The following is a 14,328-nucleotide window of genomic DNA, read 5'->3' on the forward strand; positions in this document are numbered from 1 at the left end:
GCCTTCACGAGAGACTCGTCGAAGTGGATACTCGCGAGCGTTCAGGGACTGATAAGGAGGGCGGCCTGACAATGTCCAGCATGAGAGGTGTCGCACTAACGCTCTTGCTCGTCACATCGACGGCTGCATCCACGCAATCGCCGTACGCGCCGCCGGTGCAGACGGCCGCAACCCCGGCGCCTTCCTATGGCTACAGCGTTGGGCTGGCCCTGAACGACTGGCGCCGCCTGCGTCAGAGCAGCGGCTACACCTTCGGCGACTATGCGCGCTTTCTGAACGCGAACCCCGGTTGGCCCGACGAGAACAAGCTGCGCGGCTGGGCCGAGAAGGCGATGCGCCCCGGCGAAAATGCCGGCGTGGTGCTGGCGTTCTTCTCGACGAAGCAGCCCGAGACCGGCAACGGCTACGCGCGCCTCGCCGATGCCTTGAGCTCGACCGGGCGCACGGCCGAAGCCCTGGCAGCCGCTAGGTTGGCGTGGGCCTCGGCCGATCTCAGCGCCTACGACGAGCAGACCATTCTCGCCCGCTACGGCCGCAACTTCACGGTGCAGGACCATGACCGGCGGACCGACGCTTTGTTGTTCGCGAAGGACCCGACCGACGCCCAGCGCTTCCTGATGATGACCTCGCCGGCCCGGCGTGGGGCGTTCACGGCACGCGTTGCGCTGCAGGCCCGCTGGCCGGATGCCGAAAGTCGCTACCAAGCGGTCATTGGGCAGGTCACCACCGACGCTGGCCTGATGATGGATCGTGCGCGCTACCTGCGCGATGCGAACTGGGACGTTGCGGCGCGTCAACTCTTCGCCCGCGACCACAATTTCACGTACCGGCCAGCCGATCCCGAGCGGTTCCTGGATATGCAGATCGGGCTCGCAGATGGCGCGGCGCAGAGCGGCTCGTGGAGTCTCGCCTACAACATCGCACGGCAGACCGACGACGTGATCAACTCCACCGTCGACATGGGCGACCAGCCCTATGACATTCGCGACAAGTATACGACGCTGATGTGGCTTGGCGGAACAGCTGCTTGGAGCGGGCTCAATCAGCCGGGCAATGCGATGGCCATGTTCGACCGCTACTCACGCGGCGGCAAGTCGCTGCAGGTGCTGTCGAAGGGCCTGTACTGGGCCGGCCGGGCTGCGCTTTCGGCACGGCGCGGAACCGAGGCGACGACTTATTTCCAGCGCGCGGCCGCCTACCCCGAGCTCTTCTACGGCCAGCTCGCGCTCGAACAGCTCGGGCGGACGGTTCCGGCGCCCGGACCACTGCCGACGTTTGCAGTAAGCCCGGCGCAAAGGACGGAGTTCGCCAACCGCCGCCTTGTCCAGGCCACGCGGATCACGGGTCAGCAGGGCCGTCGCGATGAGCAGACCCTGTTTGTCCGCGCACTCGCGGAATCCCTCAACACGGACCCCGAGCGCGTCCTCGCCACGCAGTTCGGCCAGCAGATCGGACGCGACGACATCGGCGTCTGGGTCGCACGCATGGCTCGGGTGAAGGGCAATGCCTTCTACGTCGAGACCGCCTACCCGCGGCTGCAGACGCAGATCGGCGACGCGCAGATGTGGTCGCTGGCGCACGGCATCACCCGCCAGGAAAGCTCTTTCGACCGTGCCGCGGTGAGCCACGCAGGGGCGCGCGGCATGATGCAGCTGATGCCTGGCACCGCGCGGGAGCAGGCCGGCAAGATGGGGATCGGCTATGACGGCTACCGCCTGACGACCGATCCTTCGTACAACGTCTCGATCGGCACGTCCTATTTCCGGCGCATGATGAACATCTGGGACGGCAGCGTTCCGCTCGCAGTTGCCAGCTACAACGCCGGGTCCGGCAATGTGGGGAAATGGGTCAACCGCTACGGCGATCCGCGTGGGCGCAAGGACGTCGTGCAGTGGATCGAGCAGATCCCGTTCAGCGAGACCAAGGCCTATGTGCAGCGGGTCATCGAGAACAGCGTTGTTTACGACCGGATGAATCCGCACAGCCCGCCGCGGACGGTTCACGTGTCCCGCTTCCTCGGAAAGAGCGCTCCGGGCTAAGAAGCGCGCATGACCCAGCCTCAACCGCGGTTCATCACTGCCGCGGGCTTTGCCAAGCTCCGCTCGGAATATGACGAGCTGTTCGCTGTCGAGCGCCCGAAGCTCGTCGAGACAATCTCCTGGGCCGCCGCCAACGGCGATCGATCGGAGAACGGCGACTATATTTATGGGCGAAAGAAACTGCGCGAGATCGACCGCCGGCTCGGCCATCTCGCCAAGGCCATGAAGGCCGCGAAGGTCGTCGAACCGGGGGCGCAGGGATCACGGGGTCAGGTCCGCTTCGGCGCGACGGTCGAACTTGCCGACGAGGAGGACAATCGCCGTACGCTCACCATCGTGGGCGATGACGAGGCGGATGCGTCCGCCGGCCGAATCGGCTGGAGCGCCCCGCTCTCCCGCGCCCTTATCGGTGCGCGTGTCGGCGACGAACGAATCGTTCGCCTTCCGTCGGGCGAGAAGAGCTACGAGGTGATGGCGATCAGCTACCGTGGCTAGGCGAAGCGCGCTCGCAATTGGTCGAGCGAGCGGTCGTGAGTCAGGTCGAGGTGGAGCGGCGTAACCGAGACATAGCCGTCGGCGATCACCTCCAAGTCCGTAACATGGCCGGGCGTTTCTACGACCGGCGCGAGACCGAACCAGAAATAGGTGTAGCCGCGCGGGTCCGTGCGCTCGACGATCCGGAGGCGTCCGTAGTCGCGGATACCCTGCCGGCAGACCCGAACGCCCTTCACTTCCTCAGGCGGAAGCGCGGGGAAGTTGACGTTCACGAGCGTGCCCGGCGCCATGTCCATCTCAATGAGCGGCGCGAGCGCCTTCTCGGCCCAAGCCTCCGCTGCGGCGAACGGAACCGTGTCGCCCATGCCCTCGCGCGAATAGCTCTGGCTCAGCGCGATCGAGCGGACGCCGGCTAGCGCGCCCTCCATCGCCGCCGAGACGGTGCCCGAATATGTCACGTCCTCGGCCAAGTTGGCGCCCCGGTTGATGCCGGAGAGAATCAGGTCGGGCGGCGAGTCCTTCATGATGTAGGCGAGCGCCATCATGACCGCGTCGGTCGGTGTCCCGGTCACCGAGAATCGCCGATTGTCATGCCGCCTGACCCGCACTGGCTGCGTCAGGGTCAGGGAATGCCCCGCTCCCGACTGCTCTTCAGTGGGCGCGACGACCCAGATGTCGTCGGAGAATCGCTGCGCTACCGTTTCGAGCAAATCGAGGCCGCGCGCGTTGATCCCGTCGTCGTTCGTGAGAAGAATTCGCATTGCCGGCCTATGCGGGAGGGCGGCGGGACCCGCAACCGGCAGAGGCTAATGCGCTAATTCGGCAACAGATTTCCCGATTCAGAACAGTGCGTTCGACAGCGCTTGTTAAGCTCTTCAGCCGTAATTATAGGCGAGGTGGGGTTAAACCGGCTGAACCAGACGTAAGTCTTGGTAAAGTCTATGTAATCCACCTCCGGCTGCTCGGGGGGTCCGTGCAGCTCAAGGTGGTGCATACGGGGGTGCCAGCGAGCATGGGGCGCGCGCTGGTCTGAGCGGGAGGGTTGTAATGGCGACTGCACTTGTCGACCTGTACGGCGGGCAACCGATACCATTTGATCGGATCATTCTTCCTGAAGGCTATCGGCCTTCGGACGATGACGATTTCATGTGCGACGCACACAGGGCGTATTTCCTTCACAAGCTGAAGGACTGGAAAGAAGACATCATCGCGGAGTCGCGCCAGACGATGGCGCAGCTCCAGGTCGACTCGCTCCGCGAGCCGGACATCGCCGACCGCGCGTCGAGCGAGACCGATTGGGGGATCGAGCTTCGTACCCGCGACCGGCAGCGCAAGCTGATCGCCAAGATCGATTGTGCCATCCGCCGGCTCTACGAAGGCGAATATGGCTATTGCGAGGTGACGGGCGATCCGATTTCCCTCGGTCGCCTGGAAGCGCGGCCGATCGCCACGATGACGCTTGAAGCGCAAGAGCGCCACGAGCGTGTCGAAAAGGTTTCTCGCGACGATTGAGGGGGCTTGGGACGGTTTGGGGACCGTCCTGAGCAACAAGACGCCGGGCGGCTTCGGCCGCCCAGCGCATTAAAAAACCGACCCTTCTAGTGGAAGTGGCCGGCTAACTCGTCTTTCAATCTGAGCTTTTCTTTCTTCAGATCGTGCAGCTTGATCATGTCGGGAAGCGGGCGGTGCTCTTCTTCGTCAATCTGTGCCGCGAGAGCCGCATGCTGCGTTTCAAGCTCCTCGACATGTGCCTTGTCCATCGGTGCCATTCCTTTCCTTGAAAGCGACTGAACAGCGTCAGGAGTAAAACACTTTTCGGACGCTTTGTCTCGCATCCAAAACGTCCATTGAACCGACTCAGCCCGCGCCTCGTCGCTCCAGTTGGGCGGTGACGGCGCCCTCCGACTCGGCTAGTTTGGAACGTGATGGACGAGACAATCCGGGTCGAATTGGAGACCATGAGGGCCGAGCACCGACGGCTTGATGACGAGATCGCAGCGCTTTCGTCCGAAGGCATCACTGACCAGCTGGAAATCGCGCGCCTGAAGCGCCGGAAGCTGCTCCTGAAGGATCAAATCCAGCTGTTCATTAACCAGCACACGCCGGACATCATCGCATGAGCGAGCGTCCCGGAACGGGACCTTGTGGGCGAAATGGGCGGCAGGCGCCTTTCTCAAGCGTTTCCAGCCGACGGCAAGAATGGCACTGATAGATTGATGGACGAGTCGAGCATCCCACAGCCCGAGATCCGGATCACGTCGCGCCTGATCGACTCCCTTTATACGGAGTCGATGTTGCTGGCGGACGAGGCCCGGTCCTATTTCGACGATGCCGGGCGCGACGACCGGCTGACGTTGGAGCCCTTCGACCGGGTGAGCTTCGCCTGCGAGTCGCTGAAGGTGACGACGCGCATCATGCACATCGTTGCCTGGCTGCTCACTCAGCGCGCCGTAGAGACCGGCGAGATTCAGGGCCAGGACGGCCGCCGTCCGGAGAGGCGCCTTGGTCATGCGCAGGAGAGCGATCCCGAGGTTGTGGCCAAGATGCCGGAGGAAGCGCGCCGGCTGATCGAGGCGAGCAGCGACCTTTATGCCCGCATCAAGCGCATCGACGAAGGCGTGGTCATGGAGGAGTTGCCGGCCAGCCCTGCCCGCGCGCTCATGGGCCGCCTGGAGCGCGGCCTCGGTGGGAATTTCGGCTAAGCAACGCTAAGGAAGTTGCGCGATGCGCAGCTTCACTTTCCATCCCGGGCCGCGGCTCAGCGCCGGTCCCAACAAGTCTACAGACATCGCCGATTTCCTGCCGGAAGGCCCGTGCCTGTTCGTAACCGACGAACAGCTGATCGCGCTCGGACTGGCCGAGCCCGCACTCGAAGCGCTCGAAGTATCGGGTCGGCATCCGACGGTCTTCGACAAGGTCGAAGCCGATCCCTCGCGGGCGACGCTGGAAGCCGCCGTCGAAGCGGGCCGCGCAGCGGGCGCGGTTTCGGTCGTCGGGTTCGGCGGCGGAAGCCCGATGGATGTGGCCAAGCTCGCCGCATATCTGCTCGGGTCCGGCGATGTGCTGGACGAAATATGGGGCGTGGATATCGCGAGAGGCCGGCGGCTACCGCTCGTCCTCGTTCCGACGACTGCCGGCACGGGTTCCGAAGCGACGCCAATCTCGGTGATCACCTGTGACGGCGGCGTGAAGCTGGCCGTCAATGCGCGGCCGCTGACTGCGGACTGGGCCGTTCTGGATCCGCAACTAACCGTCGGACTTCCGCGCGGCGTGACGGCCGCTACGGGTATCGATGCCATCGTCCACGCGGTCGAGGCCTACACGTCTGCGCGACTGAAGAACCCGCTATCCGATGCACTCGCGCGCAAGGCCCTGCGGCTGCTCACCGGCAATCTCATGACGGCCTGCGAGGAACCGCGGAATATCGCGGCGCGCGAGGCCATGCTCCTTGGGGCGCATCTCGCCGGGCTGGCATTCTCGAACGCGCCCGTCGCTGGCGTGCACGCCCTCGCCTATCCGCTCGGTGGGCTTCACCACTTGCCTCACGGCGTGACCAACGCGCTGATGCTGCGCCACGTGCTGCAGCACAATTCCGAGGCCGCCCGCGAGCATTACGCCGAGCTCGCACCAATCGTGGTCCCGGATTGCGAGGCGGAAGGGAGCCAAGCCCGTGTCGCGCTCCTGATCGACCGCCTCGACGAACTCGTGCGCGAGAGCGGCATCGCCCCCCGCCTGCGCGACTACGGCATCGATGTCGCGGAAGCGCCGATGCTAGCGAGAGAAGCGATGAAGCAGACCCGGCTGCTGGTGAACAATCCGTGCGAGATCACGGAGGCGGATGCCCAGCGGCTCTACGAGGCCGCCTGGTGAGCCGAGCGCCGGCGGCGACGCGCTCGCAGTTCAAGGTCTGGCGCAAGATCACGACGCGTTGGGCGGACAATGACGTATACGGACACGTCAACAACACCGTCTATTACGAGTGGTTCGACAGCGCCGTAAACGCGTGGATGGTCGAGCAAGGCATGCTCGACATTGCGAACGGCGATCCCATCGCCTTGGTCGTCGAGACCCGCTGCAGTTACGCGGCGGCGTTGACTTTCCCGGAAGATGTTGAGGTGGGTCTTGCGGTCGGACAACTGGGCCGATCGAGCATCCGCTATCGTATCGGTGTGTTCGCGGCGGGCGTAGGGTCAGCGGCTGCCGAGGGGGAGTTTGTCCACGTCGTCGTCGACCGCGCCAGCCGCCGGCCGACCGACATTCCTCCGGACTGGCGCAGGAAGCTCGAAGCGATCAGCTAGCGCAGAGCGCAGCTTTCGCTGCTCGATATTCCTCGGCCAGGCGGGCAACCAGCTCGCCCGCGGGGCGAACTTTGTCGATCACGCCGATGCCCTGACCGGAACCCCAGATATCCCGCCAGGCTTTGGCGCCCGAAGCCGAAGCGAACTTCATATCCGCCGGAGTTCCGCTTTCGAGATTGTCGGGGTCGAGCCCGGCGGCCGAGATGGAACTGCGCAGATAGTTGCCCGGAATACCAGTGAAGAGGCTGGAATAGACGATGTCCGCCGCTCCGCCCGCGCAGATCGCCGCCTTGTACTCATCGGTCGCGCGCGCTTCGGGCGTCGCGATGAAGGGCGAGCCGATATAGGCGAAATCCGCTCCCATGGCCTCCGCTGCGAGCACGGCGCGGCCCGTGGCGATGGCGCCCGAGAGAATGAGCGGACCATCGAACCATTTTCGGATTTCCTGGGCGAGCGCGAAGGGCGACCAGCGGCCTGCGTGTCCCCCTGCCCCGGCCGCCACGGCGATGATCCCGTCCGCTCCCTTTTCGATGGCTTTCCGCGCGTAGCGGTCGTCGATGATGTCGTGGAGCGTGATCCCTCCCCAGTCGTGAACCGCATGATTGAGGTCTTCGCGCGCACCGAGCGACGTGATGACGATCGGCACCTTCCACTTCGCGCAGACCTGCATGTCTACTTCGAAGCGGTCGTTCGTGCGATGGACGATTTGGTTGACCGCAAAGGGCGCAGAGGGCGCATCCGGATGATCCCGATCATGCTCGGCGAGCGCCTCGGTGATCTCGTGGATCCACTCGTCGAGCTGGGATGCCGGCCGTGCGTTAAGCGACGGAAAGCTTCCGACCACTCCGGCCTTGCACTGGGCAATGACCAGCTTCGGATTCGAGACGATGAAAAGCGGTGCTGCGATGACCGGCAGGCGCAGGCGCTGAAGGATGGGTGGAAGCATCAGACCCCGTGAAATTCGCGATACCATTGGACAAAGCGCGGAACGCCCTCGTCGATGGTCGTGGCTGGTGAGAAGCCGTGGTCGCGCTCGATGGCGCTAATGTCGGCGAACGTGTCGCGTACGTCGCCCGGCTGCATCGGCTGCGGATCGATCAGCGCCTTCACGCCGGTCGCCTGTTCCAGCAGCTCGACGACGCGCATCAGGTCTTCGCTGCGGTTGTTTCCGATATTGTATAGCGCGTGCGGCGCATGGCTGCCGCCCGCTTTCGGCTCGCCGTCGTTCGCGGGCGGCGAGTCCAGGCAAGCTACAATGCCGGCGACGATATCGTCGATGTAGGTGAAGTCGCGGCGCATCTCGCCGCCGTTGAACAAAGGCAAGGGTTCGCGGGCGTAAAGCGCCTTGGTGAAGATCCACATGGCCATGTCCGGCCGTCCCCACGGTCCATAAACGGTGAAGAAGCGCAGGCCGGTCGACGGCAGCTTGTAGAGGCTCGCGTAAGCCTCACTCATCAGCTCATCCGCCTTCTTCGTCGCACCGTAGAGCGAGAGGGGATGATCGACACGGTCCTCGACCCGGAACGGCAGGTTCTTGTTGCCGCCGTAAACCGACGATGAGGATGCGTAGACGAAGTGGCTAGAGCCGCGATGTCGTGCGAGCTCGAGCATGTTGAGATGCCCGACGAGGTTCGACTGTGCGTAGGCTTCCGGATTGGTGAGGCTGTAGCGGACGCCGGCCTGCGCGCCGAGATGCACGATCCGGTCGAAGTCGGAGGATCGTCCCAGTTCTTCCAGCGCCCCGGCGTTCGAGAAGTCGAGTTGATCGAAGCGGAAGCGATCGCCGAAGTCATTCCTCAGCCGATCGAGCCTGGCGCGCTTCAGCGCCGGATCGTAATAATCGTTGAGATTGTCGATGCCGACGACCTGCTCGCCCCGCGCCAGAAGCGCGCGAGCGGTCGTAGAGCCAATGAAGCCAGCCACCCCCGTGACGAGAACCGTCATGCAAGCGACTTAGCCGGTGCCAAGGCCGTTAGGCGAATGAAAAATTGTGCGCCGCAGAGCGGTCAGGTGACGGGGCGACCGTCCTGATTGCCGGGAGGCGAATAACGGCAGATCAGATAGTCCCACTGGGGGGACGGATAGATTGCGCAACCGACGTGGGTGGTGCCGCGCCACACCATCTGCGTGTAGTGCGCGACGTCGTACCAATTGCCGGTCCGGCTGACATACGGGAACAGTCCTGGGCGATAATAGGCTTTCTCCGCCGACCAGGCGCCGACCATCTGCTCGGGACTGAACCGTCCCCGTTGGCCCATCCAAAGATTCTCGCGCTGGCCGGGGCGGATCGAGCGCGGCGAATGCTGGAGCCGGCCCAGGCGAGCGAGCGTCGGGCCGTACGCGGCCGCCGAAGCTGCAAGCATCGGATCCCACTGCAAGGGCGCGACACCCATTCGCGCCCGCTCGGCATTATGCGCGGCAAGGATACGAGAAGCGGCCAATTGCGTGATTGATGGATAGCTCGCCGCTTGTGCGGAGGCGCCCACGCCAAAAGCCATACCGAGTGCGGCGTTCGCGAAAAACGATTTAAGCATGGTACCCCCACCCCTGAGCGGCGGAATCAACCTATGGAGCCGTGCCGGGATGCGGAACGGGTTCAGGCGCCTGCGCCCACCGTTCATCGCTGCGGTGACTCCGGTTGGCGATAACTGGCGATCTCTTTATGCCGAGCGAATGGTGGTTAGCTGCGCAGTCAGAAAGTCGGGCTGGTGACTTGGCGCACGCTAGCTAGTCGTGTCGTGAGCGGACTCTCCCGTAATCTGCGAGGTCCTGCGATCCTAATGTACCACCGGATATCCGAAGAAGCGTTTGACCCGTGGGGTCTGGCCGTGTCCCCTCGGCTGTTCGAAGAACAGATGAACTGGTTGGCGGCCGAGCGCACGGTGATGCCGCTGAGCGATTTTGCCCATCTGCAACGCAACGGAGAACTACCTGCGACCGCCACGGCAGTGACCTTCGATGACGGTTATGCGGCCGCAGTCGAGGTGGCTGCTCCAGTCCTCGAACGTCTCGGACTGCCGGCCACGATCTTCGTGCCGGCCGACCTTCTCGAACGGCAGCAAGAGTTCTGGTGGGATGAACTGGAACGCATAGTTCTGACGAGCGATTGCGTTTCGTTAGAGCTGGACGGTGAGACCGTTGCTCTCTGCCCCAAGTCGCAACAGGATCGCGACTGGCGTTTCGGATCGCAGCCGAAAACTCAGCGGCAAACAGCTTTTCACCGCCTTTGGTCGTGCCTCCGCCTGAAGACCCCTACCGAGCTCGATGCTGCGATGAAGTCGCTTCGCGACCAATCAGGCGTGCAGCCGATCGTCCGTGAGAATTTACGACCGATCACTCCATCGGAGGCACGCGTTCGAAGTTCCGACTTGCTGGAATGGGGTTCGCACGCGCTCACGCATCCGTCCCTTCCGAGCCTGTCCAGTGAGGAGAAAAGGCGCGAGATCGTGCAAAGCGTTGAGCGTTGCACCGAATTACTCGGGCGAGCGCCGAAGACCTTCGCTTATCCCTATGGCGATCGCGATCTGGAGAGCGAAAGACTGGTCGGCGAAGCGGGCTTCGTCTGCGCGTGCACGATTGAAAACGGCACCGTCACGCGAGGCAGCTCGGCGTTGCGATTGCCCAGGATGCAAGTCGGCAATTGGGAACTGGCCGACCTCGCTCGAGTCCTTGGGCACGAATGAAGATGGCGCTCTATCGCCTTGCGCGCTCGAAGCTTCGACACCTCCACGGCAGGCTCTCAATGTCTGTCGGGCGTGCGGCGAGTTCGCAGCCTTTGTGCAAGCACTACGGGTTTGGCCGCGGCACGCCCGTCGATCGATTTTATATTGAAGCGTTCCTGTCCGCGAACGCGGGGCTGGTTCGAGGCCATGTGCTGGAAATCAAGGACGACACTTACTCCCGACGCTTCGGGGGCGAGCGCGTCACTAGGCGAGACGTTCTCGACATCGACTCGGCGAACGCCAATGCGACGATCTTCGGCGACCTCATGCAAAGGGGCGCTTTGCCCGCGTCCACATTCGACTGCATCATCCTGACGCAGACGCTTCAGTTCATTCCTCAGTTAGCGGCGGCGCTCGGAGAGTTGCGCGCTTCGCTGCGGCCTGGCGGGACCCTGCTTGTCACGGCCCCTGGCATCTCACCCTTGCCGCCAGAGGCAGATGGGTCGCAGTGGTGCTGGTCGTTCAGCGCGACTGGGCTTGGCTTGCTCTTGCAGCCGCACTTCGACGATACGGAGGTCAAAATCTACTCGTACGGCAATCTTTATGCAGCCACGGCCTTCCTGCATGGCGCAGCGCTAGAGGAGGTCAGCAAGCACAAGGTGCAACTGACCGACCCTTCCTATCCGGTGATCGTGGCAGCGCGGGCTCGCGCATGAAACTGGGGCATCAGAGCGGCAGTTCCGAGCGCTTGAGTTGCTGCAGCCTGTGATGATCGAAGCGATCTACAAGCAGCGGAATGGACAGGCGGGAGCTTAAGTCCTCGGCGGGCTCGACCACAAGAAATGGCGGTCCCGCGTCGCTGCGGCGGCCACCTCTCAGAGCAAAGGCAACGACACGGCTGAGCGCATAACCGCCGAAAACGGCTCCGCGAGCCGGGTCAATCAGCGCGCCACGTACAAGTGCCTGAATCGCGGTGCCCCAGTGACCTGCCGCCGCAGCCGACTGTCCGAGCCACATGTACAAAATGGCTTGAGCACGGCGCTGCACCGCTGGCGGAGCATGTTCGCCATCCTGAGCAACAAGCTGGTGCGTGAAATCGAGCGAGCGGACCATTTGGCCGACGTCTCGCGACATGCTGCCGGTGCGCACTCGATAACCGACGAGATGCTCCGGAACGATGAGGACCGGATATTGCCGCGCGATTCGAAGCTGCAGCAACAGGTCCTCGCACCCCTGCGCCCGGTTCGCCCGAAGTGCCTCGCTGTATCCCCCGGCGGCAACCACCGCGTCACGCAGAAAAAGAGGCGAGCTCCCGTTGCCAACGAAGTTCAAATAGGAGAGCCGCATCATCACCGATCCCGAGATCGGCCAACGGGCGCTTGAGCCGACGATATTGCCGTCCGCGTCGAGAGAACGGTGCCAGCAGTAAACGAAGCCGGAAGTGACCGGCGCGCTCTGAACCGCGTCCAGCTGCTTCGCGATCTTCGTCGGGTGCCAGAGGTCGTCGGCATCGATGGGGGCAATCCATGTGCCACGAGCGTGAGCAATCGCGATGTTGCGTGCTGAAGCGACGCCGCCATTCCTTTGTCGGATGAGCCGCGCTCGCGGATCCCTGTTGGTGAAGCGCTCCGCGATCTGCGCAGTGCCATCCTCCGACCCATCATCGACGATGATGATTTCGAGTTCCGTGTGAGTCTGCGCGGCCACCGATTCCAACGTCGCACCCAGAGTGGCTTCCGCGTTCCAGGCAGGCACAATTACCGAGACTAGATCGCGGCTCACGCGGCCCAGCCCATCAGAGCAAGTCGACGTCGAACGCGCACGAAGACCGGGTCGCGAGCCGGCCGCGGGTAGAATGACCGCCAGACGGCTTCGCCTTCATGCCAAGCCGCCATCTCGTCGATCGTAAGTCCACGCGCCTTCTCGAGCTTGCGAACCGTCCGGATCCATTTCCTTAGCTTCGGAACGGCGTTGGACATGTTGCCGGAATGCCTGACGTAGGTTGCGACGATATTGGAGTGGCATCCAAAGGAATAGCGCCGGCTGAGGCGCAGGTAAGCATCCCAATCCTCGCACATGCCGAGGTTCTCATTGAAGCCGCCGATGCCGACGAGCTTGTCGCGATCGAACATGACGCTGGCGATCATGGCGATCCAGTTGCATCGGATAAGATCGCTGCGGGTTAGCGGCGAACTCGGCCGCTCGGACAGCTCGTCGTCCTTTGCCTCTCTGAAGCCGCCATAAAACGAAGCCCGCATCGGGAAACGCGCTGAAGCAAGCGAGACCCGACGCAACGGCATCCGGGAGAAGTAGGTCGTCCGCGTCGAGGAAGATGACCTTGTCGCTGGCGGCAGCGCGAAGACCAGCGTTGCGGGCTGCGGCCAGACCCCGATTCCCCTGCTGAAGAAACGTCACTTGCGGATAGCTGCAGGCAACGGACTGCAGATCATCGTCCGACCCGTCGTCCACGAGGATGATCTCGGCCGGAGGGACGCTCTGAAGAAGAGCGCTCTCGATTGCGCCGCGGATCAGATGCGCTTGGCGGTAACAGGGAATCACGACCGCCACCGCGGCATCCAAATCGGTGCCTGGGTCCTGATCAGCCATTCGGAGTCACTGTGGCACAAGCGTTGCTTAATCAAAGACTTTTGTGTTTCACTCCTGACGTGGAGCAGCTCGCTCCGATTGTTGTGCCGAGACCCGACAGATGCTTCTTCAATCGCGGACCGATGCGATCAGCGTGGTCATGCCGGTTTACAACGCGATGCCACATCTCGACGGAGCCGTTTCGAGCATTCTCAACCAGTCGCACGGCGACTTTGAATTCGTCATCCTCGACGATGGGTCCACCGATGGCTCGACGGAGCGGCTGCGTCATTGGGCGGGGAAAGACTCCCGTATCCGGCTTCACGTCGGCAAGCGGAACATCGGTCCGGCCGCAAGCTCGAACTACGTCGTTCGCGAAGCCAAGGGCCCGCTTATCGCGCGAATGGATGCGGACGACATCTCCCATCGCGAACGGCTGGAGCGCCAGCTTAGGGTCCTGACCGACAGACCCGACGCCGGGCTCGTCGGTACGCTCTGCCACGTCATCGATGATCAAGGACGGACGGTTCGAGGTCCCGATCCATGGCGTCTACGGCATAGCGGCTGGTTCGCGCCCTTCCCTCACGGGTCGATCATGTTCCGTCGCGAACTGTTCGACGGGATCGGCGGCTATCGCGATCAATGCGTCTACTGGGAAGACCTCGATCTTTTCCTGAGGATGGCTTCATTATCGAAGGTTCTTACGATGTCGGAGCCGCTGTACGAGCACCGCCAGTCGGGCAGCAGCACCCGGATCAAGTGCGATCCCGACCGTGTCGAACGTGCAGTTGACCTTGAGTATCGCTGCCTCGCACGGCTCGACGAAGGTCGAGACTATGAGGATCTGCTGGCGGAAAGCACCGAATCTCGCAGGCTCGATCCGAGAATATTCCAGGCCCGGGGATCGGTGGTCCTCTGGTCCGGCCATCGACCGAGATTGCTTGGGCGCCTGTTGCGCCGCGGCAAGCTTCAGCCGAACCTGCGCACCCTCTTCGCATTGGGGTGGACGACCTTGGGCTCAGTTAGCCCGGGTGCGTTGCGCTTGGCGCTGAAAGGCATCGCCGGCGGCAGAAATCTGGCTGCTCAGTCCGAAGCGAAAGCGCCCACCGTCGAATGGCGACTGCCGCGAAAGACCAGCTTCCGGCTACGCGGCCTCGCGCCCGAGAAGATTCGCGACACGCCGGCCACCGCACCATAGCTCGGCGGCGAGGCTGCCCGCCTCCCGTTCAGCCAGGCGAAGCGCCATTT

Annotated in this window: 18 protein-coding genes; 10 read left to right on the plus strand and 8 right to left on the minus strand. The window is 63.4% G+C overall.

Annotated features, from left to right (window positions below; translation table 11 throughout):
• The first annotated feature begins 71 nt into the window (after positions 1 to 71).
• Both LZ016_RS05730 and greB read left to right on the plus strand, forming a co-directional pair.
• Positions 72 to 2,039: a lytic transglycosylase domain-containing protein gene (locus LZ016_RS05730; RefSeq protein WP_241446402.1), complete on the plus strand. Its 1,968-nt coding sequence runs from the start codon at positions 72 to 74 to the stop codon at positions 2,037 to 2,039.
• A 9-nt stretch (positions 2,040 to 2,048) separates the two neighbouring features.
• Positions 2,049 to 2,534 carry a transcription elongation factor GreB gene (gene greB / locus LZ016_RS05735; protein WP_241446404.1) on the plus strand — a complete coding sequence of 162 codons (486 nt, stop codon included), beginning with the start codon at positions 2,049 to 2,051 and terminating at the stop codon, positions 2,532 to 2,534.
• On the opposite strand, the gene surE is transcribed toward greB, so the two are convergent.
• Positions 2,531 to 3,295, minus strand: coding sequence for a 5'/3'-nucleotidase SurE (gene surE / locus LZ016_RS05740; RefSeq protein ID WP_241446406.1), 765 nt, complete (start codon positions 3,293 to 3,295; stop codon positions 2,531 to 2,533). The two genes, greB and surE, sit on opposite strands and share 4 nt — an antisense overlap.
• Before the next feature lie 286 nt (positions 3,296 to 3,581).
• Between surE and dksA the strand changes: the two genes are divergently transcribed.
• Positions 3,582 to 4,046, plus strand: a complete 465-nt coding sequence (gene dksA / locus LZ016_RS05745) for an RNA polymerase-binding protein DksA (protein ID WP_241446408.1) — start codon at positions 3,582 to 3,584, stop codon at positions 4,044 to 4,046.
• 86 nt (positions 4,047 to 4,132) lie between these two features.
• On the opposite strand, the gene LZ016_RS05750 is transcribed toward dksA, so the two are convergent.
• Positions 4,133 to 4,294: a YdcH family protein gene (locus LZ016_RS05750; protein WP_241446410.1), complete on the minus strand. Its 162-nt coding sequence runs from the start codon at positions 4,292 to 4,294 to the stop codon at positions 4,133 to 4,135.
• A 165-nt stretch (positions 4,295 to 4,459) separates the two neighbouring features.
• On the opposite strand from LZ016_RS05750, the gene LZ016_RS05755 reads away from it, so the two are divergent.
• The 4 genes from LZ016_RS05755 (at position 4,460) to LZ016_RS05770 (ending at position 6,832) form a co-directional block, all read left to right on the plus strand.
• A complete protein-coding gene (locus LZ016_RS05755) occupies positions 4,460 to 4,654 on the plus strand; it encodes a DUF465 domain-containing protein (protein WP_241446411.1) in 195 nt (64 codons plus the stop codon).
• Between the two features lie 96 nt (positions 4,655 to 4,750).
• Positions 4,751 to 5,236, plus strand: a complete 486-nt coding sequence (locus LZ016_RS05760; protein ID WP_241446412.1) for a DUF1465 family protein — start codon at positions 4,751 to 4,753, stop codon at positions 5,234 to 5,236.
• 22 nt (positions 5,237 to 5,258) lie between these two features.
• Entirely contained in the window at positions 5,259 to 6,404 is a 1,146-nt protein-coding gene (locus LZ016_RS05765) for an iron-containing alcohol dehydrogenase (protein WP_241446413.1), read from the plus strand.
• Positions 6,401 to 6,832 carry an acyl-CoA thioesterase gene (locus LZ016_RS05770; RefSeq protein ID WP_241446414.1) on the plus strand — a complete coding sequence of 144 codons (432 nt, stop codon included), beginning with the start codon at positions 6,401 to 6,403 and terminating at the stop codon, positions 6,830 to 6,832. Before LZ016_RS05765 ends, LZ016_RS05770 begins: the two co-directional genes overlap by 4 nt.
• Here LZ016_RS05770 and LZ016_RS05775 read toward each other — a convergent pair.
• From LZ016_RS05775 to LZ016_RS05785, 3 genes are all read right to left on the minus strand, one after another.
• On the minus strand, positions 6,825 to 7,778 hold the full coding sequence (locus tag LZ016_RS05775; RefSeq protein WP_436286346.1) for an NAD(P)H-dependent flavin oxidoreductase: 954 nt from the start codon (positions 7,776 to 7,778) through the stop codon (positions 6,825 to 6,827). The genes LZ016_RS05770 and LZ016_RS05775 overlap by 8 nt on opposite strands.
• The gene (locus tag LZ016_RS05780; RefSeq protein ID WP_241446415.1) at positions 7,778 to 8,776 is read right to left on the minus strand and encodes a GDP-mannose 4,6-dehydratase; all 999 of its coding nucleotides are present in this window, start codon (positions 8,774 to 8,776) and stop codon (positions 7,778 to 7,780) included. The genes LZ016_RS05775 and LZ016_RS05780 overlap by 1 nt, the downstream gene beginning before the upstream one ends.
• Before the next feature lie 62 nt (positions 8,777 to 8,838).
• On the minus strand, positions 8,839 to 9,366 hold the full coding sequence (locus LZ016_RS05785) for a CAP domain-containing protein (RefSeq protein WP_241446417.1): 528 nt from the start codon (positions 9,364 to 9,366) through the stop codon (positions 8,839 to 8,841).
• Positions 9,367 to 9,660: 294 nt separating this feature from the next.
• Here LZ016_RS05785 and LZ016_RS05790 point away from each other — a divergent pair, with 294 nt between their 5' ends.
• Entirely contained in the window at positions 9,661 to 10,515 is an 855-nt protein-coding gene (locus LZ016_RS05790; RefSeq protein ID WP_241446419.1) for a polysaccharide deacetylase family protein, read from the plus strand.
• Positions 10,516 to 10,574: 59 nt separating this feature from the next.
• Positions 10,575 to 11,210: a class I SAM-dependent methyltransferase gene (locus LZ016_RS05795; RefSeq protein WP_241446421.1), complete on the plus strand. Its 636-nt coding sequence runs from the start codon at positions 10,575 to 10,577 to the stop codon at positions 11,208 to 11,210.
• Positions 11,211 to 11,220: 10 nt separating this feature from the next.
• On the opposite strand, the gene LZ016_RS05800 is transcribed toward LZ016_RS05795, so the two are convergent.
• From LZ016_RS05800 to LZ016_RS15655, 3 genes are read right to left on the minus strand one after another with little or no spacing between them, the layout of a single operon-like run.
• Positions 11,221 to 12,276: a glycosyltransferase family 2 protein gene (locus LZ016_RS05800; protein ID WP_241446423.1), complete on the minus strand. Its 1,056-nt coding sequence runs from the start codon at positions 12,274 to 12,276 to the stop codon at positions 11,221 to 11,223.
• On the minus strand, positions 12,273 to 12,641 hold the full coding sequence (locus tag LZ016_RS05805; RefSeq protein ID WP_366512885.1) for a hypothetical protein: 369 nt from the start codon (positions 12,639 to 12,641) through the stop codon (positions 12,273 to 12,275). Before LZ016_RS05805 ends, LZ016_RS05800 begins: the two co-directional genes overlap by 4 nt.
• Complete coding sequence (locus LZ016_RS15655) at positions 12,583 to 13,101, minus strand: glycosyltransferase family 2 protein (protein ID WP_366512886.1); 519 nt, start codon at positions 13,099 to 13,101, stop codon at positions 12,583 to 12,585. Before LZ016_RS15655 ends, LZ016_RS05805 begins: the two co-directional genes overlap by 59 nt.
• A gap of 100 nt (positions 13,102 to 13,201) precedes the next feature.
• Between LZ016_RS15655 and LZ016_RS05810 the strand changes: the two genes are divergently transcribed.
• The gene (locus tag LZ016_RS05810; RefSeq protein WP_241446425.1) at positions 13,202 to 14,278 is read left to right on the plus strand and encodes a glycosyltransferase family 2 protein; all 1,077 of its coding nucleotides are present in this window, start codon (positions 13,202 to 13,204) and stop codon (positions 14,276 to 14,278) included.
• The last annotated feature ends 50 nt before the right edge of the window (positions 14,279 to 14,328 follow it).

Source organism: Sphingomonas telluris (genome assembly GCF_022568775.1).
In the GTDB taxonomy this organism is placed as follows: domain Bacteria; phylum Pseudomonadota; class Alphaproteobacteria; order Sphingomonadales; family Sphingomonadaceae; genus Sphingomicrobium; species Sphingomicrobium telluris.

What these genes read in the sequence shown, in the direction of transcription:
- LZ016_RS05760 (WP_241446412.1), top strand. Translation starts at nt 4,751, where the DNA reads ATGGACGAGTCGAGCATCCCACAGCCCGAGATCCGGATCACGTCGCGC.
- LZ016_RS05805 (WP_366512885.1), bottom strand. Translation starts at nt 12,641, where the DNA reads ATGATCGCCAGCGTCATGTTCGATCGCGACAAGCTCGTCGGCATCGGC.
- LZ016_RS05755 (WP_241446411.1), top strand. Translation starts at nt 4,460, where the DNA reads ATGGACGAGACAATCCGGGTCGAATTGGAGACCATGAGGGCCGAGCAC.
- LZ016_RS05775 (WP_436286346.1), bottom strand. Translation starts at nt 7,778, where the DNA reads ATGCTTCCACCCATCCTTCAGCGCCTGCGCCTGCCGGTCATCGCAGCA.
- LZ016_RS05780 (WP_241446415.1), bottom strand. Translation starts at nt 8,776, where the DNA reads ATGACGGTTCTCGTCACGGGGGTGGCTGGCTTCATTGGCTCTACGACC.
- dksA (WP_241446408.1), top strand. Translation starts at nt 3,582, where the DNA reads ATGGCGACTGCACTTGTCGACCTGTACGGCGGGCAACCGATACCATTT.
- LZ016_RS05765 (WP_241446413.1), top strand. Translation starts at nt 5,259, where the DNA reads ATGCGCAGCTTCACTTTCCATCCCGGGCCGCGGCTCAGCGCCGGTCCC.
- LZ016_RS05785 (WP_241446417.1), bottom strand. Translation starts at nt 9,366, where the DNA reads ATGCTTAAATCGTTTTTCGCGAACGCCGCACTCGGTATGGCTTTTGGC.
- LZ016_RS05810 (WP_241446425.1), top strand. Translation starts at nt 13,202, where the DNA reads ATGCTTCTTCAATCGCGGACCGATGCGATCAGCGTGGTCATGCCGGTT.
- LZ016_RS05730 (WP_241446402.1), top strand. Translation starts at nt 72, where the DNA reads ATGTCCAGCATGAGAGGTGTCGCACTAACGCTCTTGCTCGTCACATCG.
- surE (WP_241446406.1), bottom strand. Translation starts at nt 3,295, where the DNA reads ATGCGAATTCTTCTCACGAACGACGACGGGATCAACGCGCGCGGCCTC.
- greB (WP_241446404.1), top strand. Translation starts at nt 2,049, where the DNA reads ATGACCCAGCCTCAACCGCGGTTCATCACTGCCGCGGGCTTTGCCAAG.
- LZ016_RS15655 (WP_366512886.1), bottom strand. Translation starts at nt 13,101, where the DNA reads ATGGCTGATCAGGACCCAGGCACCGATTTGGATGCCGCGGTGGCGGTC.
- LZ016_RS05750 (WP_241446410.1), bottom strand. Translation starts at nt 4,294, where the DNA reads ATGGACAAGGCACATGTCGAGGAGCTTGAAACGCAGCATGCGGCTCTC.
- LZ016_RS05795 (WP_241446421.1), top strand. Translation starts at nt 10,575, where the DNA reads ATGTCTGTCGGGCGTGCGGCGAGTTCGCAGCCTTTGTGCAAGCACTAC.